Source organism: Pseudomonas sp. NMS19W (assembly GCF_051554255.1).
Taxonomy (GTDB): Bacteria; Pseudomonadota; Gammaproteobacteria; order Pseudomonadales; family Pseudomonadaceae; genus Aquipseudomonas; species Aquipseudomonas kribbensis.
The window spans coordinates 5837964-5859338 of record NZ_CP136718.1 but is presented as its reverse complement, the minus strand read 5'-3'; the positions used below and the strand labels follow the sequence as shown (position 1 = coordinate 5859338).

Below are 21375 nucleotides of genomic sequence, written 5' to 3'. Positions count from 1 at the left end.
GGTGGTTCTCTAGAAAATTGAATCAGGATCGCTGTTGTGGCGAGTGACGCTTAGCCCGGATCACGGAACCCGGGATGGAAATCCTTCGGCACGGCCACGCTGACACTGTCGCGGGTGGCGATGTCGATGCCTTCGCTGGCGACTTCGGCGAGGAAGTCGATCTGCTCCGGGGTGATCACATACGGCGGCAGAAAATACACCACGCTGCCCAGCGGACGCAGCAACGCGCCACGCTCCAGGGCATGCTGGAACACTTTCAGGCCGCGACGTTCCTGCCACGGATAAGCCTCTTTCGTGGCCTTGTCCTTGACCATTTCGATGGCCAGCACCATGCCGGTCTGACGGACTTCCGAAACATTCGGATGATCCACCAGAGGCGCGGTCGCAGACGCCATGCGTTGCGCCAGCGCCCGGTTGTTCTCGATCACGTTGTCCTGCTCGAAAATATCCAGGGTCGCCAATGCTGCCGCGCAGGCCAGCGGGTTGCCGGTGTAACTGTGCGAATGCAGGAAGGCGCGCAGGGTCGGGTAATCGTCGTAGAACGCGCTGTATACCTCATCGGTGGTCAGACACGCCGCCAATGGCAGATAACCGCCGGTCAGGGCTTTCGACAGACACAGGAAGTCCGGACGGATGCCGGCCTGTTCGCAGGCGAACATGGTCCCGGTGCGGCCGAAGCCGACGGCGATTTCGTCGTGGATCAGGTGCACGCCATAACGGTCGCAGGCTTCGCGCAGCAGCTTGAGGTACACCGGGTGATACATGCGCATGCCGCCGGCGCCCTGGATCAGCGGCTCGAGGATCACGGCCGCAACGCTGTCATGATTTTCCGCCAGCGTCTGCTCCATGGCGGCGAACATGTTGCGCGAGTGTTCTTCCCAGCTCATGCCGTGCGGACGCAGATAGCAATCCGGGCTCGGCACCTTGATGGTGTCCATCAGCAGGGCTTTGTAGGTCTCGGTGAACAGTGGCACGTCGCCGACGGCCATCGCCGCCATGGTTTCACCGTGGTAGCTGTTGGTCAGGGTGACGAAGCGTTTCTTGTTCGGCTGGCCGCGGTTGAGCCAGTAGTGAAAGCTCATTTTCAGCGCGACTTCGATGCAGGACGAACCGTTATCGGCGTAGAACACCCGGTTCAGGCCTTCCGGCGTCATCTTCACCAGTCGCTCGGACAACTCGATCACCGGCTGATGGCTGAAACCGGCGAGAATCACGTGCTCCAGCTGATCGACCTGATCCTTGATGCGCTGATTGATGCGCGGGTTGGCGTGGCCGAACACGTTGACCCACCAGGAACTGACGGCATCGAGATAACGTTTGCCTTCAAAGTCCTCAAGCCACACGCCTTCACCGCGCTTGATCGGGATCAGCGGCAGCTGTTCGTGGTCTTTCATCTGGGTGCAGGGATGCCACAGCACCGCGAGATCGCGTTGCATCCACTGGTTGTTCAGGCCCATGTTCAGTCTCCTCGAGGCGGCTCGCGTCAGGCGCGGGCAAACAATCGCGCAAGCCTATGCAATGCGTCGCGCCGGGACAACCCATTGCGTCGATTGAGCTACTTTGTATGGGCCGATAGACGTCGCTGGCGGCGTTTTGATGGCTGACGTATTCTTCGCGGTTCTTTGGGTCGACTGACCCGCAAAACTGCTTTTTTCCTACGTGTTTTTCCGGAGTTCGCTGAATGTCTGTCGGTTGGCTGCGCGCCTGTGCGCTTGTGGTGTTGGGGCTTTTCAGCGTTACGGCGCTGGCCAAGGAAAAAACCGCGATCGTGATCGGCGGCGGCCTGTCGGGCCTGACCGCGGCTTACGAACTGCAGAACAAGGGCTGGCAGGTCACGCTGCTGGAAGCCAAACCGAGCCTGGGCGGTCGCTCGGGCATGGCCACCAGCGAGTGGATCGGCAACGACAAGGCGCAGCCGGTGCTGAACAAGTACGTCTCGACTTTCAAGCTGAGCACCACGCCAGCCCCTGAATTCGTGCGTACCCCTGGCTACCTGATCGATGGCGAGTATTTCTCCGCCGCCGACCTGGCCACCAAGCAACCGGCTACCGCGCAGGCGTTGAAAACCTTCGAGAAAACCCGTGACGATCTGGCGCGCTCGATCGACGATCCGCAGAACCCTGCGGCGACCAACACCCTGCACGCGCTGGACCAGATCAACGTATCGAGCTGGCTCGACAAGCAGAACCTGCCTGCCACTGCGCGTCAGCTGATCAACCAGGATATCCGCACCCATTACGACGAACCGTCGCGTCTGTCGCTGCTGTACTACGCACAGCAGAGCCGTGTTTATCGCGGCGTGTCCGACCGTGACATGCGCGCTTCGCGTCTGGTCGGTGGCAGCCCGGTGCTGGCCCAGGCCTTCGTCAAACAGCTGAAAACCATCAAGACCAGCTCGCCGGTTTCCGCGATCGTCCAGGACAAGGACAGCGTGACCGTCAAGGTCGGCAGCGTGGGCTACCAGGCAGACTACGTCGTGCTGGCGGTGCCATTGCGCGCCCTCGACAAGATCCAGCTGACTCCGGCCCTGGATGCCCAGCACCTGGCCGCGATCAAGGGCACCAACTACGGCTGGCGCGACCAGATCATGCTGAAGTTCAAGACGCCGGTCTGGGAAAGCAAGGCGCGGATGTCCGGCGAGATCTACAGCAACACCGGTCTGGGCATGTTGTGGATCGAGCCGGCCCTGAAGGGCGGCGCCAACGTGGTGATCAACCTGTCCGGCGACAACGCCCGCGTCATGCAGGCCTTCGGCGACAAGCAGATGGTCGATCAGGTGCTGATCCGTCTGCACGCGTTTTATCCACAGGCCCGTGGCGCGTTCACCGGTTATGAAATCCGTCGCTACAGCACCGACCCGTCGACCGGTGGTTCGTACCTGGCCTTCGGCCCGGGCCAGATCAGCAAATACTGGCGCCTGTGGGAGCGTCCGCTGCAGCGCGTAGCATTTGCCGGCGAGCACACCGACACCCTGTATCCGGGCACCCTGGAAGGCGCACTGCGCACCGGTCAGCGTGCGGCCAGTCAGGTTGAAGACCTGGCGGCGGGCAAATCCTTCGAACCGATCAAGGTCGGCCCGGCGGCGGCCACCGCAGCAGCGGCGGCAGGCGCAGCGGGCGCGGCCACGGCGGCGAAGAAAGGCAACTTCTTCACCAACCTGTTCGGTGGTTCGGATGACGAGAAGAAACCGGAGCCAGTAAAAGCCCCAGAGCCGGCACCTGCTCCAGCCGCTCCGGCGCCTGCACCGACTCCGGCACCTGCGCCAGCCCCGGTGGAAGCGCCGAAGCCAGCGGCCCCGGTGAAGGCCGAGCCAGCCAAGAAAGCACCGGCCAAGCCAGCAGCGAAGAAACCTGCAGCCAAAACCGAGGCGAAAAAAGCCCCGGCCAAACCGGCAGCGAAAAAGGCTGAACCGGCCAAGAAGCCAGCCGCCAAACCGGCTGCGGCCCCGGCGGCAGCGACCGATACCAAAGCGCAGTAAGGCTTTGCGGTGAATGAAAAAGCGCGGCTTTCAGGCCGCGCTTTTTTATTGCCTGTGAAACAGCAAGCATTCTGTGTTTGCTCGCCCGCCAGCTAATCTCCCGTCACACTTTTCCCCTTTAATCTTTCCTTAACTCCCTTGTTCAAGACTCTTGATCGTATTTCTCGATATTTCAAAGCGAAATTTTCCGCTTTAATTCGATAGATAACTCGCTAGTCTTGGTTCGCAGTTCTCACAGGATTTGGGCAATGCAGCTACGTAACTCTTCTTCGCGCTACGGTTGGGTCAGCATCTTCATGCACTGGGGTGTGGCGCTGGCGGTCTTCGGGCTGTTCGCGCTCGGTCTGTGGATGGTGGGGCTGGATTACTACAGCACCTGGCGCAAAGACGCGCCGGATCTGCATAAGAGCATCGGTCTGGTGCTGCTGGCTGTGATGGTGTTGCGGGTGCTGTGGCGCTTTGTCAGCCCACCGCCGCCAACGCTGCAGAGCTACAGCCGCATGACCCGCATCGGCGCAAAGTTCGGCCACGGGTTTCTGTACCTCGCGCTGTTCGCCGTGATGATTGCCGGTTACCTGATTTCCACCGCAGACGGTGTCGGGATTCCGGTGTTTGGCCTGTTTGAAGTTCCTGCACTGGTTTCCGGACTACCGGATCAGGCAGATACCGCCGGGGTGATTCACTTGTACCTGGCGTGGGCGCTGGTAATTTTTTCCGGCCTCCATGCGTTGGCAGCATTGAAGCACCACTTTATCGATCGTGATGCGACCCTCACTCGAATGCTCGGTCGCAAAGCCTGAAGTTCAACCTCGACTCAAAGGAAAAGAAAGCATGTTGAAAAAGACTCTGGCCGCTCTGGCAATCGGTTCTGCCGTGCTGTCCGCCAACGTAATGGCCGCTGACTACACCGTCGACAAAGAAGGCCAGCACGCCTTCGTCGACTTCAAGATCAGCCACTTGGGCTACAGCTACATCACCGGTACCTTCAAGGACATCAGCGGCAAGTTCAGCTTCGATGCTGCCAAGCCTGAAGACAGCAAGATCGAGTTCGACGTGAAAACCGCCAGCGTGTTCACCAACCACGCCGAGCGTGACAAGCACATCGCCAGCAAAGACTTCCTGGACGTGGGCAAATACGCTGACGCCAAGTTCGTCTCCACCAGCGTCAAATCCACCGGCAAGAACGCCGATGGCAAAGACACTGCTGACGTGACCGGTGACCTGACCCTGCACGGCGTGACCAAGCCAATCGTGGTCAAGGCCACTTTCCTGGGTGAAGGCAAGGATCCATGGGGCGGCTACCGTGCCGGCTTCGAAGGCACCACCAGCATCAAGCGTTCTGATTTCGGCAAGATGATGGACCTGGGTCCACAGTCCGACAAAGTCGACCTGTACATCTCGTTCGAAGGTGTCAAAGCGAAGTAATTTTCGCCTGACACACAAAAACGCCCCGGTCTTGCGACCGGGGGCGTTTTTTATTGCCTTGTCGAAACTCAGCGATTGCGGGTCAGCAAGGCCGGCTTCTCACCGCGTGGGCGGCTTGGTAGTTGATCGAGCTGCTCAGGCGTCGGGAAGCGGTCGGCTTTCGATTCCTTGTGCATGATCTTCGGGCCGCTGCTGCGCGGGTTCTGCACGGCCGGTTCGGCACGTTGCTGATCATCACGGGCCGGACGGCGGTTGCGCGAGTTTTCATCGCGACGACCCTGACCGTCACGCGGGGCACCGTTGCGCGGGCCGTTGCGTTTGCCCGGCGGGGTGCCGGTGCTCGAACCGTTGCTGTTGCGCGGGCCGTTCTGACGACCTTGCGACTGGCCGCCGCGTGGGGCGCCCGAACCTGCGCCTTGCGCCGGAGCGCCTGGGCGACGGTTGCGACCACCGGCAGGTGCCTGCTTCGGCACGTAATCAACGCGGTTACCGAAGTTATCGATATCGTCGTCGAGGAACTCGTCCGGTGCACGATCAGCCGCAGCACGTGGCGGCTGGCTTGGCTGACGCTGTTCGCGGGCCGGGGTGCCTTCGCGCGGTTTCTGCTGACGGGCTGGACGCTCGCCACGCTCACCGCGTTCGCCGGCAGGTTTTTCCTTGCCCTTGTCTTTGCCTTTGTCTTTACGACCGCCGCCACCGCCGCCGCCATTCGGGCCGTCGCCGCGCGGGCCTCGACCGTTGCGCGGGTTGCGCATGTCCGGACGCTCGCGCACTTCAGGCTTCTCGGCCTCGATGGTGCTGGCATCGAAGCCCATCAGGTCGCCGTCGGCGATTTTCTGCTTGGTCATGCGTTCGATGCTTTTCAGCAGTTTTTCTTCGTCCGGCGCGACCAGCGAGATCGCTTCGCCCGAACGACCGGCACGGCCGGTACGACCGATGCGGTGCACGTAGTCTTCATCGACGTTCGGCAGTTCGAAGTTGACCACGTGTGGCAACTGGTCGATATCCAGGCCGCGCGCCGCGATGTCGGTGGCAACCAGGATGCGTACCTGGTTGGCCTTGAAGTCGGCCAGGGCTTTGGTGCGGGCGTTCTGGCTCTTGTTGCCGTGGATCGCGACAGCCGGCAGGCCGTGTTTGTCCAGGTACTCGGCCAGACGATTGGCGCCGTGCTTGGTGCGGGTGAACACCAGTACCTGTTCCCACGCGCCGGCGGTGATCAGGTGAGCCAGCAGCGCACGTTTGTGGCTGGCCGGCAGACGGAAGACGCGTTGTTCGATGCGCTCGACCGTGGTGTTCGGCGGCGTCACTTCGATGCGTTCCGGGTTGTGCAGCAGCTTGCCGGCGAGGTCGGTGATGTCTTTGGAGAAGGTCGCCGAGAACAGCAGGTTCTGGCGCTTGGCCGGCAGGCGGGCGAGGACTTTCTTCACGTCATGGACGAAGCCCATGTCGAGCATGCGGTCGGCTTCGTCCAGCACGAGGATTTCAACGTGGGACAGATCGATGCTGCCCTGGCCGCACAGGTCGAGCAGACGACCCGGGCAGGCAACCAGTACGTCCACACCACGGGACATGGCCTGAACCTGCGGGTTCATGCCGACGCCGCCGAAGATGCAGGCGCTGACGAATTTCAGGTCACGGGCGTAGATCTTGAAGCTGTCGTGTACCTGGGCCGCGAGTTCGCGGGTCGGGGTCAGGACCAGGACGCGCGGCTGGCGTGGGCCGTGGCGCTGGGATTTGTCCGGGTGACCGTTGGGGAACAGCCGCTCCAGGATCGGAAGGGCGAAACCGCCGGTTTTACCGGTACCTGTCTGTGCCGCAACCATCAGGTCGCGACCTTGCAACACGGCGGGAATGGCCCGCTGTTGCACCGGAGTAGGCTCGGTATAGCCCGCGTCTTCGATAGCGCGGACCAAAGCCTCGGAGAGACCGAGGGAAGCAAAGGACATGAGTAATCCTGTTTTAGTTAGGGCTTGGCCCAATGGGAGTCTTGCCTGGCGCGAATGGCGTTTAAGAGGACGCAATCCCGTCCGGTCCTGCTGCGGTTCCGAAGGCACGTCCGGAGCGCTCGCGCGGGCTGAAAAGCTGCGCTGTAGCGGGTCGGGAGGCCTGTTACGGTTCCGGGCGTCCGGGCGTGAGCCTGGCGGGAACGCCGGAGTATAACAGAGCAATCACCGCGCGCCGCTTTCCTGCTGCTCAACGGTTTTGCCGCTGGCGGTGGCGCTGCTCAAGGGTTTTTCCGAAACCGGGGCTGCACCGTAGCGCGCGCTCAGCTCGGCATAGGCCGGCTCTCGCTTGAAACGCTTGAGCTCAGCGCCGAAGCGTTGCACCAGCAAATCCATTCCCGCATTGCGCCGCACGGCCAGAAACTGGCTCTGGCGGCTGATGACGGTGGGGTTTTCGGTGATCTGATCGCGAATATTCAGTTCATCGAGCAAATGCTGGCCCACGCGGCGATCGGTGATCAGCAGGTCGATGCGCCCGCGCACCAGTTTGCCGAAATTGGCTTCGTGGGTCGGGGCCGGTTCCCGGTTGAACAGGGGCGATTCACTGAAGTCCGGGCTGTACAGATAACCCGGCGAGGTGCCGACGGTCAGGCCCTTGAGGTCTTCAAGGCTGCGAAAAGGGTGCGGTCGGTCGTTGGCGTAGAACATCACGAACTCGACGTCCGACAGCGGTTCGCTCGGGTAGAGCAGGGTGGCGTCGCGTTCGTCGCTGTGAAAGATGTCCAGCGCACCGTCGGCCTGGCCGGTTTCGAGCATCGACAGACAACGCTTCCACGGCAGGAACTGCCATTCGACATCGATGCCCAGACGTTTGAACACAATGGCTGTGGTTTCGTAGTCCAGCCCGAGGTTCTTTCCGTTCTCTTCGTAAACGTACGGCGCCCACGGTTCGGTGACGATACGCAGCTTCTCGCCTCGAGCCGCAAAGCTCAGGCAAGCAAAAACCAGCACGGCGAATAACTGCGTGATCAAAGGCATGACTTGAGATTACGACGAGAAACGCCAAAGAGCCAGAAACTGGCTGCAGAAGCTCTGTTTCGGGCCTTAAAAGCAAAAGATCGCACCTACGAAACGCTTTTAGGCATTGGCGCAGTCTGCGATCTTTTGATCTTGCTTGTGGCTTTCAGCTTGAAGCTTGCCGCTGTTTTATCGTGGCAACTTCAGGTTGTTCCAGATCGCCAGGCTGGGTTCGGCCTGGTTCATGGAATAGAAGTGCAGGCCAGGAGCGCCGCCTTGCAGAAGGCGTTCGCACATTTCGCTGACGACTTGTTCGCCGAAGCGCTGAATGCTCTGGCTGTCATCGCCGTAGGCTTCCAGTTGCTTGCGGATCCAGCGCGGGATTTCCGCACCGCAGGCATCGGAGAAACGCGCGAGTTTGCTGTAGTTGGTGATCGGCATGATCCCTGGAACCACCGGAATGTCCACGCCCAGCGCCTGCAAACGGTCGACGAAGTAGAAGTAGCTGTCGGCGTTGAAGAAGTACTGGGTGATCGCGCTGTCGGCGCCGGCACGGGCCTTGCGCACGAAATTGGCGAGATCGTCTTCGTAGTTGCGAGCTTGCGGATGCATCTCCGGATAAGCGGCCACTTCGATGTGGAAATGATTGCCGGTTTCTTCACGAATGAATTCAACCAGTTCATTGGCGTGACGCAGCTCGCCGCTGGTCATGCCCATGCCGGACGGCAGGTCGCCACGCAGGGCAACGATGCGCTTGATGCCGGCAGCCTTGTACTCGTTCAGCAGGCCGCGCAGGTCGTCCTTGCTGTCGCCGACGCACGACAGGTGCGGTGCGGCGGGTACTTTGACTTCGCTTTCCAGCTGCAGCACGGTATTCAGCGTGCGGTCACGGGTCGAGCCGCCGGCGCCGTAGGTGCAGGAAAAGAAATCAGGGTTGTAGGTGGCCAACTGACGGGCAGTGGCGAGCAGTTTTTCATGCCCGGCATCGGTCTTGGTCGGGAAGAACTCGAAGCTGTAGCGACGGTCTTGGGACATCGGGGGACCTCCAGTTACGAGCGGCAAGCTACAAGCTTCGAGAGAAGCGGAGGTGCGCTGATCTCTCGTGCGTGAAACCTGCTGCCTGAAACTGTTTTTGAAATAGGGGCAGAGCTCTCAAGCTCCGTACGGCAAGTTCGGCTTTTGACCTTGCTTGCCGCTTGAAGCTTGAAGCTCGCAGCTGCTCTCGTCTTAGTAGCGGTAAGCGTGCGGCTTGAACGGGCCTTCGACGGTCACGCCGATGTAGTCAGCCTGTTGCTTGGTCAGTTGAGTGACCACGCCGCCGAAGCCGCGAACCATTTCCAGGGCCACTTCTTCGTCGAGTTTCTTCGGCAGTACTTCAACGGTCAGGCGCTCGGCTTTCTGGGCTGGCGACAGGTCGGCGTACTTCTGGCCGAACAGGAAGATCTGCGCCAGAACCTGGTTGGCGAACGAACCGTCCATGATGCGGCTCGGGTGACCAGTGGCGTTGCCCAGGTTCACCAGACGGCCTTCGGCCAGCAGGATCAGGTAGTCATCGTTCTGCGCGTCGAAAGCGCCCGGGCCGGTACGGTGGATCTTGTGTACCTGTGGCTTCACTTCTTCCCATGCCCAGTTCTTGCGCATGAAAGCGGTGTCGATTTCGTTGTCGAAGTGACCGATGTTGCAGACAACGGCGCGCTTCTTCAGGGCTTTGAGCATGTTTGCGTCGCAAACGTTGACGTTACCGGTGGTGGTCACGATCAGGTCGATCTTGCCCAGCAGCGCTTTGTCGATGCTGGCTTCGGTGCCGTCGTTGATACCGTCGATGAACGGCGAAACCAGTTCGAAACCGTCCATGCAGGCCTGCATGGCGCAGATCGGGTCGACTTCGGACACTTTAACGATCATGCCTTCCTGACGCAGGGACTGGGCCGAGCCCTTGCCCACGTCACCGTAGCCGATGACCAGCGCTTGCTTGCCGGACAGCAGGTGGTCGGTGCCGCGCTTGATGGCGTCGTTCAGGCTGTGACGGCAGCCGTACTTGTTGTCGTTCTTGGACTTGGTCACCGAGTCGTTGACGTTGATGGCCGGGATGCGCAGTTCGCCCTTGGCCAGCATGTCCAGCAGACGGTGTACGCCGGTGGTGGTTTCTTCGGTCACGCCGTGAACGCGGTCCAGAACCTGTGGGTATTTCTTGTGCAGCAGCTCGGTCAGGTCGCCGCCGTCGTCGAGGATCATGTTGGCGTCCCATGGCTGGCCATCTTTCAGGATGGTCTGCTCCAGGCACCACTCGTACTCTTCTTCGGTTTCACCTTTCCAGGCGAAAACCGGGATGCCGGCAGCGGCGATGGAAGCGGCGGCCTGATCCTGAGTCGAGAAGATGTTGCAGGACGACCAGCGAACTTCGGCACCCAGGGCAACCAGGGTTTCGATCAGCACGGCGGTCTGAATGGTCATGTGGATGCAGCCGAGGATTTTTGCGCCTTTCAGCGGCTGCTCGGAAGCGTACTTGCGGCGCAGACCCATCAGGGCCGGCATTTCCGACTCGGCGATGATGGTTTCGCGACGGCCCCAGGCAGCCAGGGACATGTCGGCAACTTTGTAATCGTTAAAATCTGCAGGCGTGATAACAGCGCTCATGAGAGCCTCCATTCGTAATGTATGCGAATGGGCGCCGTTGTGCGTTTAGTGTCCGGCCTGAGCCAGTCAACGCCCCATCCGAGCCTGACAGGTTGAACCTGCTGCAGCGCCCCTCGGACAGGTGGCGGGAAAACGGTATCAAGTGAAGGTTACCGTTTTGAAACGGGGGCGATTATAGCTTTCTTTGAGCTGCGAGTTGCAAGCTGCAAGCGACAAGTAACAGCGGCTCGGCTTTTAACTTGCAGCTCGTCGCTTGAAGCTTGAAGCTGGGGGGTAAACCTATTGCACAAACACCTCGGAGGGCGCCCCCCATGAATTTCCACACCCGCAAGTGGGTAAAACCCGAAGACCTCAACCCCAACGGCACCCTGTTCGGCGGCAGCCTGCTGCGCTGGATCGACGAAGAAGCGGCGATCTACGCCATCGTTCAACTGGGCAACCAGCGCGTGGTGACCAAGTACATTTCCGAGATCAACTTCGTCAGCGCCTCGCGCCAGGGCGACATCATCGAACTGGGCATCACCGCCACCGAGTTCGGCCGCACCTCGATCACCCTGACCTGTGAAGTGCGCAACAAGATCACCCGCAAGAGCATCCTGACCGTCGAGAAGATGGTTTTTGTGAACCTCGGCGAAGACGGCCTGCCGGCGCCGCACGGGCGGACCGAGATCAAATACGTCAAAGATCAGTTCAAGGATGAAACACCCGTTACCGAGTAATCGGTGCCCCCCACAGAACGGAAGCCGAATGGCGCGTGTCGTAGCTTTATGACTCCGCCACCGGTTTCCCGCCATGACCACGCCAACAGACGGCAAGACTCCCGACCTCTCGGCCAAGGAACAACACGAAGTCGAGAAAAGCCAGCCGCCCCGGGCGGCGGTCCTGCATGAAATCATCCGCAAACAGGGCGATCAGGAACTGGAGCGCAGCATCGCCGCGCTGTGGTGGTCGGCGCTGGCAGCCGGGCTTACCATGGGCCTGTCGCTGATGGGCATGGGCCTGCTCAATTCGCGTCTGCCCGAGGGCGACGAGTTCAAGGTGATCGCTAGCTTCGGCTACTGCGCCGGTTTCCTCGCGGTGATTCTGGCTCGCCAGCAGCTGTTCACCGAAAACACACTGACCGCTGTTCTGCCGGTCATGACCAAACCGACGCTCGGCAATTTCGGCCGCCTGATCCGGCTCTGGACGGTGGTGCTGTTCGGCAACCTGTGCGGGACGATTCTGGTGGCCTACGTGATGCTCGAACTGCCGATCTTCGACAGCAAGACTGACCACGCCTTCCTTGAGATTGGTCGCAAAGTCATGGAAAACCATGCGAGTCAGATGTTCGCCAAAGGCATCGTTTCCGGCTGGATGATCGCCACCATGGTCTGGATGATCCCGTCCATGGAGAGCGCGAAGATGTGGATCATCATCCTCATCACCTACCTGATGGCGCTCGGCGACTTCACGCACATCGTGGTCGGGTCGGCGGAAGTGTCGTATCTGGTGTTTGCCGGCGAGTTGCCGTGGAGTGATTTCTGGGCGGTGTTTGCCGGGCCGACATTGGCGGGGAACATCATCGGCGGCAGTTTCATCTTCGCCCTGATCAGCCATGCGCAGATCCGCAGCGAAAGCGGCAAACCGAAGGAGTCTGCGGATCAGGCGGAAAAGCCCGACCCGCAGCAGATCAAGAAATGATCAGTGGTGCGCAGGTTCGGCAGTGGTGACCGGTTCATCACGGGTGGCGTGCTTGACCAGTTTGCCGATGGTCAGACCCTGCAACAGGATCGACGACAGCACCACGATGTAGGTGATGCTCAGCAGCAGATCGCGCTCCGGGCCCAGCGGCAGGGCCAAAGCCAACGCCACGGAAACACCGCCACGCAAGCCGCCCCAGGTCAGGATCCGGATGGTGCCGCGCGGCACCGTGCGCCAGCGCCGCAACAGAACGATGGCCGGGGCCACGGTGAGCAGGCGCGACAACAGAATCGCCAGCGCCAGCAAGCTTGCCGCCGCCACGTGCAGCCAGTTGAACGGCAGCAGCAACAGCTCCATGCCGATCAGCGCGAACAGCAGGGCGTTGAGCATGTCGTCGAGCAACTCCCAGAAACCGTCCAGGTATTTGCGCGTCATGTCGTTCATCGCCAGGTTGCGACCGAGGTTACCGATGATCAGACCGGCGACCACCATCGCAATCGGCGCCGAGACGTGCAGCTCGGTGGCCATCGCCGAGCCGCCGATCACCAGCGCCAGGGTCAACATGACTTCGATCTGGTGCTGCTCAATGCTCTTGATCATCAGGTACACCAGATAACCGATCAGCCCGCCGAACAGCACGCCGCCGATGGCTTCATGGGCAAACAGCATGGCGGTAGCGCCGATGGTCGGGGTTTCGCCCAGTTGCGCGATGCCCAGCAACACGGTGAACACCACCACGGCAGTGCCGTCGTTGAACAGCGACTCGCCGACGATGGTGGTCTTCAACGGTTTCGAGGCATTGGCCGTCCGCAACACGCCGAGCACCGCGATCGGGTCGGTCGGGGAAATCAGTGCGCCGAACAACAGGCAGTAGAGGAAGCTCACGTGCCAGCCGAACAGGGCGAAGATGTAGTAGGCGAGGCTGCCGATCACGGCGGTGGCGATCAGTACGCCGAAGGTCGCCAGCAGGCCGATGGGCCAGCGGTAGCTGCGCAGGTCGTTCAGGTTGACGTGCAAGGCGCCGGCGAACAGCAGGAACGACAGCATCCAGTTCATCAGCAGATCACCGAAATCGATCTGGCCGATCAGTTGCTGCACGCGCTCTTCGAGGCCGGGATAACCGAGCAGGCTCAGGCCTTGCAGCAACAGGGAAAACATCAGTGCGGTAACCATCACGCCGATGGTCGGCGGCAAACCGATGAAGCGGAAATTCACGAAAGTGAGGAGGGTGGTGAGGCAGATGAAAGCGGCGACAAGTTCAAGCATCCGGGGTCCTTTGGATGGGGGTGGAAAGACAGCGCGCCCGTTCGTGGACGCAAGGGTTGGATGGGCAGACTCCGGGTGGGGGCACAATTGTGGCGCCCAGGCTGGATTTTTGAGAATTGTCTGTACGTGATCGGTTGCGGCGCGATCGCTTGACGTATAAACAACGGCTGACACATCGCGATTCAAAGACCTGATCAAATGGCTCAGGTTCAAAAACAAGAATGAAGGAGTGACACGTGCTGGCGACAGCTCTGGTGTTAGTGGCGGCGCTGTTGCACGCCGCGTGGAATACCCTGATCAAATTCAGCGCCGAGCGGTTGCTGGTGGTGGCCTGCATGGACACCGTGGCGCTGTTGTTCGTCGCGCTGGCATTTCCTTTCATCAGCCTGCCGCCGCAGGAAATCTGGCCGTGGATTCTGGCGTCGGCGGCGTTCGAGCTGCTTTATCGCTATCTGTTGATCCAGGCCTATCGGGTCGGCGACCTGGGGCTGGTCTATCCGTTGATGCGTGGATTGTCGCCACTGGTGGTGCTGGCGCTGACCCTGATCTTCGCCGGCGAAGTGCTGACCACCCAGCAGATCTTCGGAATCATGCTGATCCCGCTGGGCATGGCTTGCCTGCTCTGGCAGGGCGGTGGCGGGAAACACCTGCCGTGGTCGATGCTGCCGGTGGTGGCGTTGATCGGGCTGTGCATCGGCTGCTACACCTACATCGATGGCCAGGCTTTGCGGCGCTGGTCGCATCCGCTGGATTACCTGGTCTGGGTCACGCTGCTCAGCGCCTGGCCGTTCCCGATGCTGGCGTGGGTGGCCAAGCGTCCGGCGTTCCTGCAGTTCTGGCGCGAACAATGGAAGCTGGGGCTGGCGGTCGGGTTCTGCGTGTTGTTCAGCTACGCTCTGGTGCTGTGGGCGATGCAGCTGGGGTCGATTGCCGAAGCGGCGGCGTTGCGCGAGATCAGCGTGATTCTGGTGGTGCTGTTCGGCATGCGTTACCTGAAAGAACCTTTCGGCCGGCCACGGCTCTTAGCCTGTGGGCTGGTGCTGATCGGCATGCTGGTAATGAAGTTCTGACCCGCCAACTCTAAAAACTGAAAAAGGACGGCGTTATGACGGTGGCTCTGTGGTGCGTTTTCATTGCGATCTTTCTGCCCTATGTGTGCACGGGCGTGGCCAAGGCTGTCGGTGGTTATCGGCTCAGCGACAATCACGATCCCCGGGATTTTCTCGAAAGCCTGAACGGTGTGGCCCGACGGGCCCATGCGGCGCAACTGAACAGTTTTGAAGTGACGCCGGCCTTTGCGGCGGCGGTGATCGTCGCGCACCTGGTGGGCACGGCGCAGTTGGTGACGGTCAATGTGCTGGCAGTGCTGTTCATCACCAGTCGCCTGCTGTACATCATTTGCTATCTGGCGGACTGGGCGGTACTGCGGTCGCTGGTGTGGTTTGTCGGGATGGGGCTGATTGCCAGTTTCTTCTTCGTTTCGATCTGACGCTGAAAGGATCGCAGGCTGACGAGGCCTGCGATCCTTTGCGTTTCGCTTACTGTTTGTCGGCCACCTGCGGCACTTGCGGCAATGCCGCGCCTTTTGGCCAGAGCATCCAGATCTGCCCTTGTTGCTTCATGTCGCCGGCCAGTTGCCCGGCGGCATCGCCGGTGCCCCAGAACAGATCCGCACGAACTTCGCCGGCAATTGCGCCGCCGGTATCCTGCGCCGCCACCGGCCGTACCAGCGCCGTACCGTCAGGGCGAGTGGTCGACAGCCACAACAGGCTGCCCAACGGAATCACCTTGCGATCCACCGCCGCGCTGTAACCGGCGGTCAGCGGCACATTCAACGAGCCGCGCGGGCCTTCGTTGCTGTCCGGGTTGCGGGTGAAGAACACATAACTCGGGTTGCTGCCGAGCAATTCAGGAATGCGCGACGGGTTGGCCTTGGCCCAGTTGCTGATGGCGCCCATGGTCACGTCTTCTTTCTTCAGCTCGCCCTGTTCCACCAGCCAGCGGCCGATCGGCCGGTACGGGTGGCCGTTCTGGTCGGCGTAGGCGATGCGCAGTTGCCGGCCGTCATCGGTCTGAATCCGCCCCGAACCCTGAATCTGCAGGAATTGCAGGTTCATCGGATCGGTCAGCCACGCCACTACGGGCGCCTTGACCCCTTTGCTCTCGATGGTCGCGGCGTCGTCATAAGGCTTGAGCACGCGACCTTCGAGGCGTCCGCGCAGGCGCTTGCCTTTCAGCTCCGGGTAAATGCTGTCCAGGGAGACGATGATCATGTCTTCAGGCACGCCGTACACCGGCACGTTGGCGGTTGCGGTTTGCGTCAGGCTGCCGGGGTAGACCGGTTCGTAGTAGCCGGTGATCAGACCGTTGGGATTGTCATTTTCGGCGCGCAGGCCGAACACATCGAGGTGCTGCTTGAGGAACGTACGGATGTCGCCGGCGTTTTGCGGCACATTGGCCGCCGCCGCGCAGGTGGCGCCCCAGATCGGGTCAGCCTTGAGCCGGGTGCAGGCGCTGCGCCACGAACCGAAACCGGCCACCAGATCGTTGTCGGAAACCGCAGGCAGGGCTTCCCAGGTGGCGCTGGAGTAAGTGGCCAGTGCGTGGGTTTTCGGCTTGGCACTGTCGCCTCCGGTGCAGCCGGCAAGAATGGCCAGCAGCGGCAGGGTTGCGATGAGTGGGTGGCGCCAGGCCTTGAAACGGCTGTTCATGGAGAATTTCCTGTGTCGGTTGCAGGCGTGCTCCATGCGCGCCAGCAACCCATATTATTAATAGGGCTATTGGTGTTTGGCGGTGACGCGAGGATACTGGCCGCCGAATTCCGTGACCTGAAGCCACCATGACTCTTAAAAGACTTTCTGTTGTATTGCTGGCCTGTCTGACCTTGTCCGCCTGCGGCGGTGTTGATCCCAACTCCCCGCTGGGTCAGCGCAAAGCGATCTTCAAGCAGATGCTCAAGACCGGCGAAGACCTGGGCGGCATGCTGCGCGGACGCATCCCCTTCGACGGGCCGAAATTCACGGAAGGCGCGGTCAAGCTCGACGCACTGTCCCATGAGCCGTGGAAGCATTTCCCGTCGGTGCGCGAAGAAGATCACACTAGCGCCAAGGACGATGTCTGGCAGCGACAGGCACGTTTCCAGGAAATGGCCCGCACCCTTGAGGCGGCCACCGGTGAACTGGTGATCGCCAGCAAGGTTCAGCCTTACAAGGCCAGCAACCTGGGGCCGGCGGTGCAGAAGGTCGAAGATGCCTGCAGTGCCTGCCATAAAGAGTTTCGGGATCATTGATCCTGAGGTGCGGTGACGGAGAGAACTCTTTCACCGCACATTGCCTGGCGGATTACTTGTCCAGTTCGTCCAGCGCGTCCTGCAATTCCTTGCGAGACTCGGCGAGCTTGTTTTTGCGCTTGTCGATCTTCTCCGGGTCGCCTTTCTTCATGGCCTTGTCGAGATCGGCCTGGCGCTTGCTCACTTCGTGCTTGGCGTCGAGCACCTTGTTTTCACGTTCCTTCTTCAGGCCGGCGTCGGTGCAGTGTTCGGTGACTTCGCGCAGGGCGGTTTCGAGGCCGGCTTGCTGGTCGGCGTTGCCACGGGATTTGGCCTGTTCGATCTGATTGATGATGCCTTGTTTCTTGGCGGCGCAACCGGTCAGGCCCGGGGCGTCTTCGCCAGCCATCGCGGGTGCGGCCATTACGCCGCAAAGAGTCAGCATGGCGAGCGGTGCGAGAAATTTCATAAAAGCTCCATGTGCAAAGGCAATCGGGTCTGGAAGGCACTGCGCTGTTGGAGCGCTTCGGCGACCGTTGGGTTCCCGGCGTACCGGGATGCATGTTCAGAAGCCGTCGATTCCGGCGGCGCGTAAGGTTTCACTCAGGGCCAGCACCTGCGGGTCGCGGAAAAAAGCGCTCAATTGCGCTGCGCGACCGGGGCCGATTCCGGGTTCTGCCTGCCATTGTTCGGTATTTCGTTGTGCCAGCGCTTGCCATGAATCAGCCAAAGTAGCCTGACCGGTCGGCGGCAGTCCCAGGGCCTTGAGCCACTGGGTGAACGGCCGCTGGCGAGCGCTGTGAAAACTGTGGAGCAGGCGGGCGCTGCTGCGCTCGCCGAGGCCGGCAATCTTAGCAAGCTCTGGCTCGTCAAGGGCCAACCAATCCAGCAGGTTGTTCAGGCGGCCTGTATCCAGAAGTTTCTCCCACGTACCACGACCGACATGGGGCAGTGCCAGCCCTTGCTTGCCGCCAAGCCAGATCAGGCGCGCGAGGAACTGACTTTCGCACCCGGGCGTCGGTTGCCAGCAGCTTAGCGGGTGAAAGTCGCTGGCGAGAGGAACGTTCAATTCGACGCGTTCCGTGCTGCGCAGCACGACGCTGTCGAGTCGCGGAATCGTCAGCCCGGCCAGGCTGATCGCCACTTGATCGCCGGGACGAATGTCCAGTTCCTGCCAGCGTTTGAGTGAACTGACGCTGACCCGCCTGATCTGGCGGTCGTCGAGCATGACCGGCGCCAGTTCCAGCACAGGGGTGATGCGCCCGGTGCGACCGACCTTGAAATCGACCTTGCGCACATCGGCCAGCGCCTGGGCGAATGGGTATTTCCAGGCCACGGCCCAGTAAGGCGAGCGCGCCTGCCAGCGTTCGGCAGCAGGACGCTGGCTCTGACGCAGGACGATGCCGTCGCTGGCAAAGGGCAGTGGCGAGCGATACCAGTGGTCGCGCCACTGCTGCGCATCGGCAAGACCGCTGACGGGTTGGCTGTAAGGTTCTGTTGTGGCGAAGCCCAGTGTTGCCAGTGTCGTGATTCGCTCTTTCAGGCTGTTCGGCCCCAGCGGCCAGTCCCAGACAAACAGCCCGATACCCGTTGCCTGTTCGGCACTGAGATCCTTGCGGCCCATCAGGCCGGCGACTGTTGCGCGGGCGTTGGCGCTGCCGGCTCGGGCCTGGATATGGTCGTTCAGTTGCCAATAGAGTTCGCCCTGCACCGAGAGGTCCAGTGGTTGCGTCAGCTGTCGGGGAATGGCGTTGATCTTTTGTGCTGAGGCAGTCCAGTCCTGCCCGCGTACGCCGTCGCCGCGACTGATCGCCTGCTGCAACCGCCCGGCGCGATAGATCAGCGTGACGGCCACACCATCGACCTTGGGTTGCGCCCAGACGTCCTTGCGGTCGCGCAGCCAGGCTTCGATGTCGGTAGCGTCGTGAAGTTTGTCGAGGCCGGTATGGGCGATCGGGTGCGCGACCGGGCCAGCCGCAGTCCGTAACGGCTTGGACGGTGATGGAAGTTTGAAGCACTGGCGCCATTCGCCAATCCGGATGCGGGACTGATCGTAGAGTTCATCGGCGATCAGTGACCGGCCTTCACGGTGATAGGCGTCGTCCCATTGATCGATCTGCTGTTGCAGGGCAGTGATTTCGCTTCGGGCCCGGTCGGCTGGCCAGGTGGGGCAATCGCCAGCGAAGGCGCCGAGGTGGATGGAAAGCAGCAGGGAAAAGAAAAAAGGTGCAGTGTGGCCAGCATCGTGAGCGTCCTTGCTCAGGGAGATACCTGAAGGCTAGCCGGGATTTTCCAGCGGGCCGGTCGGCTGTTTTGCCGGGTGTTTCGCGGCCATGAAAAAGCCCCGCACGGCGAGCCGTGCGGGGCTTTTTGTACCGCCAGGAAAATTACAGGCCGGCAGCGGAACGCAGGGCGTCGGCGCGGTCGGTTTTTTCCCAGGTGAAAGTGGAGAAGGTGTCTTCGCCAACAGTCTTGGTCTGCGGAGCGCGGCCGAAGTGGCCGTAGGCTGCGGTTTCCTGGTACATCGGGTGCAGCAGGTCGAGCATGGTGGTGATCGCGTATGGACGCAGGTCGAACACTTCGCGGACCAGTTTGATGATCTTGTCATCGCTGATCTTGCCGGTGCCGAAGGTGTTCAGCGAGATCGAAGTAGGCTGGGCCACACCGATCGCGTAGGAAACCTGGATCTCGCAACGCTCGGCCAGGCCGGCAGCCACGATGTTCTTGGCAACGTAACGGCCAGCGTAGGCAGCCGAACGGTCAACCTTCGATGGATCCTTGCCGGAGAACGCGCCGCCGCCGTGACGGGCCATGCCGCCGTAGCTGTCGACGATGATCTTGCGACCGGTCAGGCCGCAGTCGCCCACCGGGCCGCCGATGATGAACTGGCCGGTCGGGTTGATGTGGAACTGGGTGTCCTTGCTCAGCAGTTCGGCAGGCAGCACGTGCTTGACGATCAGCTCCATCACGCCTTCGCGCAGGTCGTTGTACGACACTTCAGGGTTGTGCTGGGTCGACAGAACCACGGCGTCGATACCGACAACCTTGCCGCCTTCGTAACGGCAGGTCACTTGCGACTTGGCGTCCGGACGCAGCCAGGGCAGCAGACCCGATTTACGGGCTTCGGCCTGACGCTGAACCAGCTGGTGCGAGAAGGTGATCGGTGCCGGCATCAGCACGTCGGTTTCGTTGCTGGCGTAGCCGAACATCAGGCCCTGGTCGCCGGCGCCCTGATCTTCAGGCTTGGCACGGTCAACGCCCTGGTTGATGTCAGGGGACTGCTTGCCGATGATGTTCATCACGCCGCAGGTAGCGCCGTCGAAGCCGACGTCGGAGCTGGTGTAGCCGATGTCGCAGATCACGTCACGAACGATCTGCTCGAGGTCGACCCAGGCGCTGGTGGTCACTTCACCGGCAACGATGGCCACGCCGGTCTTGACCAGGGTTTCCACGGCAACGCGTGCGTGTTTGTCCTGGGCGATGATGGCGTCCAGCACTGCATCGGAAATCTGGTCGGCGATTTTGTCCGGATGTCCTTCAGACACGGACTCGGAGGTGAAGAGGGAGTATTCGCTCATCTCGATGTTTTCCTGAATTTACCGATGGTGAGTGTCGCCAGCCGGCCGCTGAAAGTGGCGGACCTGGATCTGGAAACCATTACGTAAGCCTACATAGAGGCTTTCCCCGGGAACGAGTCCCGCAGCGGTGGCCCAACGGGCCAGATCGTCCTGTTCAAACCCCAACCACAGATCACCGCAGGCCTCCCTGGCCCAACTCTGGTTGTGGCTACATAACTCTGTCACGAGCAGGCTACCGCCCGGTTGCAGCAGGCTGGCCATGTGCTTGAGCGCTTCGGCCGGCGCGGCGAAATGGTGCAACACCATGTTCAACACCACGCAATCGGCCTGAAGGCTCACGCCATTCAATGCATCGGCCAATTGCAGGCTGACGTTAGTCAGCTTTTCACGTTCACATACCTGGCGGGCCAGTTCGAGCATCGCCGCGCTGTTGTCCAGTGCGGTTACGGTGCCGAAGCGACGCGCCAGTTCCGGCAGGAATGCACCATCGCCGGGGCCGACTTCAATGGCCGTGGCAGCGCCATTGAAGTTCAGTTTGTCGAGCAGGGCCAGCACGCTTTCACGGTACTGCGGCAGGCCGGCAATCAAATCCTGCTGGGCGCGGAATTTCTCTGCGACCCGTGCGAAAAAGTCCTGGCTGTTGGCAGCACGTTGCCCATGGACCTGTGCGATTCGGGTTTCCACGTCGGCCGGCAGCGCCAGATTGTCGACTTCTTCTAACAACGCCGCGTGCAACTTGCCGCCCAGCAACTCGGTGTGGGGCAGGGCGCGACGATAGAAAACCGCATTGCCTTCGCGGCGAGTCGCCACCAGATCGGCTTGTGCCAACACCTTGAGGTGATGACTCATGCCGGACTGGCCGATATCGAAAATCTGCGCCAGTTCCAGTACGCCGAACGAATCGTTGGCCAGGGCGCGCAATACATTCAGCCGCAGCGGATCACCGCCGGCCTTGCACAGGGCCGCCAGCTCGTCGCAATCGTCATGGCGAATGGAAGGCACGCGTAAGTTCATAGGGCCAGCAGTCTAGAGACGGCCGGAAAACACCGCAAGGCCAATATCAAAAAGTTTTGATATTGCTCG

At 61.1% G+C, this 21375-nt stretch carries 19 protein-coding genes and 1 riboswitch; of the genes, 8 read left to right on the top strand and 11 right to left on the bottom strand.

Features of this window, described 5'->3' with window-relative positions; genetic code table 11:
- Positions 1 to 50: 50 nt before the first annotated feature.
- Positions 51 to 1457, bottom strand: coding sequence for an adenosylmethionine--8-amino-7-oxononanoate transaminase (locus R1A29_RS26875; protein ID WP_438300030.1), 1407 nt, complete (start codon positions 1455 to 1457; stop codon positions 51 to 53).
- Positions 1458 to 1681: 224 nt separating this feature from the next.
- Here R1A29_RS26875 and R1A29_RS26870 point away from each other — a divergent pair, with 224 nt between their 5' ends.
- The 3 genes from R1A29_RS26870 to R1A29_RS26860 all read left to right on the top strand — a co-directional run bounded on the left by R1A29_RS26870 (position 1682) and on the right by R1A29_RS26860 (position 4903).
- The gene (locus R1A29_RS26870; RefSeq protein ID WP_438300029.1) at positions 1682 to 3478 is read left to right on the top strand and encodes a flavin monoamine oxidase family protein; all 1797 of its coding nucleotides are present in this window, start codon (positions 1682 to 1684) and stop codon (positions 3476 to 3478) included.
- 248 nt (positions 3479 to 3726) lie between these two features.
- On the top strand, positions 3727 to 4278 hold the full coding sequence (locus R1A29_RS26865) for a cytochrome b (RefSeq protein WP_011336344.1): 552 nt from the start codon (positions 3727 to 3729) through the stop codon (positions 4276 to 4278).
- A 31-nt stretch (positions 4279 to 4309) separates the two neighbouring features.
- Entirely contained in the window at positions 4310 to 4903 is a 594-nt protein-coding gene (locus R1A29_RS26860) for a YceI family protein (RefSeq protein WP_438300028.1), read from the top strand.
- Positions 4904 to 4971: 68 nt separating this feature from the next.
- On the opposite strand, the gene R1A29_RS26855 is transcribed toward R1A29_RS26860, so the two are convergent.
- From R1A29_RS26855 to ahcY, 4 genes are all read right to left on the bottom strand, one after another.
- The gene (locus R1A29_RS26855) at positions 4972 to 6849 is read right to left on the bottom strand and encodes a DEAD/DEAH box helicase (protein ID WP_248739960.1); all 1878 of its coding nucleotides are present in this window, start codon (positions 6847 to 6849) and stop codon (positions 4972 to 4974) included.
- Positions 6850 to 7071: 222 nt separating this feature from the next.
- Entirely contained in the window at positions 7072 to 7884 is an 813-nt protein-coding gene (locus tag R1A29_RS26850) for a substrate-binding periplasmic protein (protein WP_438300027.1), read from the bottom strand.
- A 168-nt stretch (positions 7885 to 8052) separates the two neighbouring features.
- A complete protein-coding gene (gene metF / locus R1A29_RS26845) occupies positions 8053 to 8898 on the bottom strand; it encodes a methylenetetrahydrofolate reductase [NAD(P)H] (RefSeq protein ID WP_114886047.1) in 846 nt (281 codons plus the stop codon).
- A gap of 192 nt (positions 8899 to 9090) precedes the next feature.
- On the bottom strand, positions 9091 to 10500 hold the full coding sequence (gene ahcY, locus R1A29_RS26840; RefSeq protein ID WP_085709106.1) for an adenosylhomocysteinase: 1410 nt from the start codon (positions 10498 to 10500) through the stop codon (positions 9091 to 9093).
- Between the two features lie 22 nt (positions 10501 to 10522).
- A riboswitch (S-adenosyl-L-homocysteine riboswitch) is annotated at positions 10523 to 10621 on the bottom strand.
- A gap of 190 nt (positions 10622 to 10811) precedes the next feature.
- Between ahcY and R1A29_RS26835 the strand changes: the two genes are divergently transcribed.
- Positions 10812 to 11219 carry an acyl-CoA thioesterase gene (locus R1A29_RS26835; RefSeq protein WP_007959686.1) on the top strand — a complete coding sequence of 136 codons (408 nt, stop codon included), beginning with the start codon at positions 10812 to 10814 and terminating at the stop codon, positions 11217 to 11219.
- Positions 11220 to 11292: 73 nt separating this feature from the next.
- Positions 11293 to 12180: a formate/nitrite transporter family protein gene (locus R1A29_RS26830; protein ID WP_438300026.1), complete on the top strand. Its 888-nt coding sequence runs from the start codon at positions 11293 to 11295 to the stop codon at positions 12178 to 12180.
- On the opposite strand, the gene R1A29_RS26825 is transcribed toward R1A29_RS26830, so the two are convergent.
- Positions 12181 to 13446, bottom strand: a complete 1266-nt coding sequence (locus R1A29_RS26825) for a cation:proton antiporter (protein WP_438300025.1) — start codon at positions 13444 to 13446, stop codon at positions 12181 to 12183.
- Positions 13447 to 13682: 236 nt separating this feature from the next.
- Here R1A29_RS26825 and R1A29_RS26820 point away from each other — a divergent pair, with 236 nt between their 5' ends.
- Together R1A29_RS26820 and R1A29_RS26815 are read left to right on the top strand one after the other, a co-directional pair.
- A complete protein-coding gene (locus tag R1A29_RS26820; protein WP_248742269.1) occupies positions 13683 to 14516 on the top strand; it encodes an EamA family transporter in 834 nt (277 codons plus the stop codon).
- 35 nt (positions 14517 to 14551) lie between these two features.
- Entirely contained in the window at positions 14552 to 14935 is a 384-nt protein-coding gene (locus R1A29_RS26815) for an MAPEG family protein (protein ID WP_438300024.1), read from the top strand.
- A 49-nt stretch (positions 14936 to 14984) separates the two neighbouring features.
- On the opposite strand, the gene mltA is transcribed toward R1A29_RS26815, so the two are convergent.
- On the bottom strand, positions 14985 to 16157 hold the full coding sequence (mltA, locus tag R1A29_RS26810; RefSeq protein ID WP_438300023.1) for a murein transglycosylase A: 1173 nt from the start codon (positions 16155 to 16157) through the stop codon (positions 14985 to 14987).
- A 128-nt stretch (positions 16158 to 16285) separates the two neighbouring features.
- Between mltA and R1A29_RS26805 the strand changes: the two genes are divergently transcribed.
- Positions 16286 to 16735: a c-type cytochrome gene (locus R1A29_RS26805; RefSeq protein ID WP_114886040.1), complete on the top strand. Its 450-nt coding sequence runs from the start codon at positions 16286 to 16288 to the stop codon at positions 16733 to 16735.
- 52 nt (positions 16736 to 16787) lie between these two features.
- On the opposite strand, the gene R1A29_RS26800 is transcribed toward R1A29_RS26805, so the two are convergent.
- The 4 genes from R1A29_RS26800 to R1A29_RS26785 all read right to left on the bottom strand — a co-directional run bounded on the left by R1A29_RS26800 (position 16788) and on the right by R1A29_RS26785 (position 21306).
- Entirely contained in the window at positions 16788 to 17183 is a 396-nt protein-coding gene (locus R1A29_RS26800) for a DUF1090 domain-containing protein (RefSeq protein WP_085731609.1), read from the bottom strand.
- Positions 17184 to 17279: 96 nt separating this feature from the next.
- Positions 17280 to 18926 (bottom strand): NAD-dependent DNA ligase LigB, encoded by a 1647-nt coding sequence (gene ligB / locus R1A29_RS26795; RefSeq protein WP_438302090.1) that lies wholly within the window; start codon positions 18924 to 18926, stop codon positions 17280 to 17282.
- 175 nt (positions 18927 to 19101) lie between these two features.
- Positions 19102 to 20292 (bottom strand): methionine adenosyltransferase, encoded by a 1191-nt coding sequence (gene metK, locus R1A29_RS26790; RefSeq protein ID WP_011336330.1) that lies wholly within the window; start codon positions 20290 to 20292, stop codon positions 19102 to 19104.
- An 18-nt stretch (positions 20293 to 20310) separates the two neighbouring features.
- Complete coding sequence (locus R1A29_RS26785; protein ID WP_085709116.1) at positions 20311 to 21306, bottom strand: ArsR/SmtB family transcription factor; 996 nt, start codon at positions 21304 to 21306, stop codon at positions 20311 to 20313.
- Positions 21307 to 21375: the final 69 nt, after the last annotated feature.

Bases quoted from the DNA above. Each gene is read 5' to 3' on its own strand.
- R1A29_RS26875 (WP_438300030.1), bottom strand. From the start codon at position 1,457: ATGGGCCTGAACAACCAGTGGATGCAACGCGATCTCGCGGTGCTGTGG.
- R1A29_RS26870 (WP_438300029.1), top strand. From the start codon at position 1,682: ATGTCTGTCGGTTGGCTGCGCGCCTGTGCGCTTGTGGTGTTGGGGCTT.
- R1A29_RS26865 (WP_011336344.1), top strand. From the start codon at position 3,727: ATGCAGCTACGTAACTCTTCTTCGCGCTACGGTTGGGTCAGCATCTTC.
- R1A29_RS26860 (WP_438300028.1), top strand. From the start codon at position 4,310: ATGTTGAAAAAGACTCTGGCCGCTCTGGCAATCGGTTCTGCCGTGCTG.
- R1A29_RS26855 (WP_248739960.1), bottom strand. From the start codon at position 6,849: ATGTCCTTTGCTTCCCTCGGTCTCTCCGAGGCTTTGGTCCGCGCTATC.
- R1A29_RS26850 (WP_438300027.1), bottom strand. From the start codon at position 7,884: ATGCCTTTGATCACGCAGTTATTCGCCGTGCTGGTTTTTGCTTGCCTG.
- metF (WP_114886047.1), bottom strand. From the start codon at position 8,898: ATGTCCCAAGACCGTCGCTACAGCTTCGAGTTCTTCCCGACCAAGACC.
- ahcY (WP_085709106.1), bottom strand. From the start codon at position 10,500: ATGAGCGCTGTTATCACGCCTGCAGATTTTAACGATTACAAAGTTGCC.
- R1A29_RS26835 (WP_007959686.1), top strand. From the start codon at position 10,812: ATGAATTTCCACACCCGCAAGTGGGTAAAACCCGAAGACCTCAACCCC.
- R1A29_RS26830 (WP_438300026.1), top strand. From the start codon at position 11,293: ATGACCACGCCAACAGACGGCAAGACTCCCGACCTCTCGGCCAAGGAA.
- R1A29_RS26825 (WP_438300025.1), bottom strand. From the start codon at position 13,446: ATGCTTGAACTTGTCGCCGCTTTCATCTGCCTCACCACCCTCCTCACT.
- R1A29_RS26815 (WP_438300024.1), top strand. From the start codon at position 14,552: ATGACGGTGGCTCTGTGGTGCGTTTTCATTGCGATCTTTCTGCCCTAT.
- mltA (WP_438300023.1), bottom strand. From the start codon at position 16,157: ATGAACAGCCGTTTCAAGGCCTGGCGCCACCCACTCATCGCAACCCTG.
- R1A29_RS26805 (WP_114886040.1), top strand. From the start codon at position 16,286: ATGACTCTTAAAAGACTTTCTGTTGTATTGCTGGCCTGTCTGACCTTG.
- R1A29_RS26800 (WP_085731609.1), bottom strand. From the start codon at position 17,183: ATGAAATTTCTCGCACCGCTCGCCATGCTGACTCTTTGCGGCGTAATG.
- metK (WP_011336330.1), bottom strand. From the start codon at position 20,292: ATGAGCGAATACTCCCTCTTCACCTCCGAGTCCGTGTCTGAAGGACAT.
- R1A29_RS26785 (WP_085709116.1), bottom strand. From the start codon at position 21,306: ATGAACTTACGCGTGCCTTCCATTCGCCATGACGATTGCGACGAGCTG.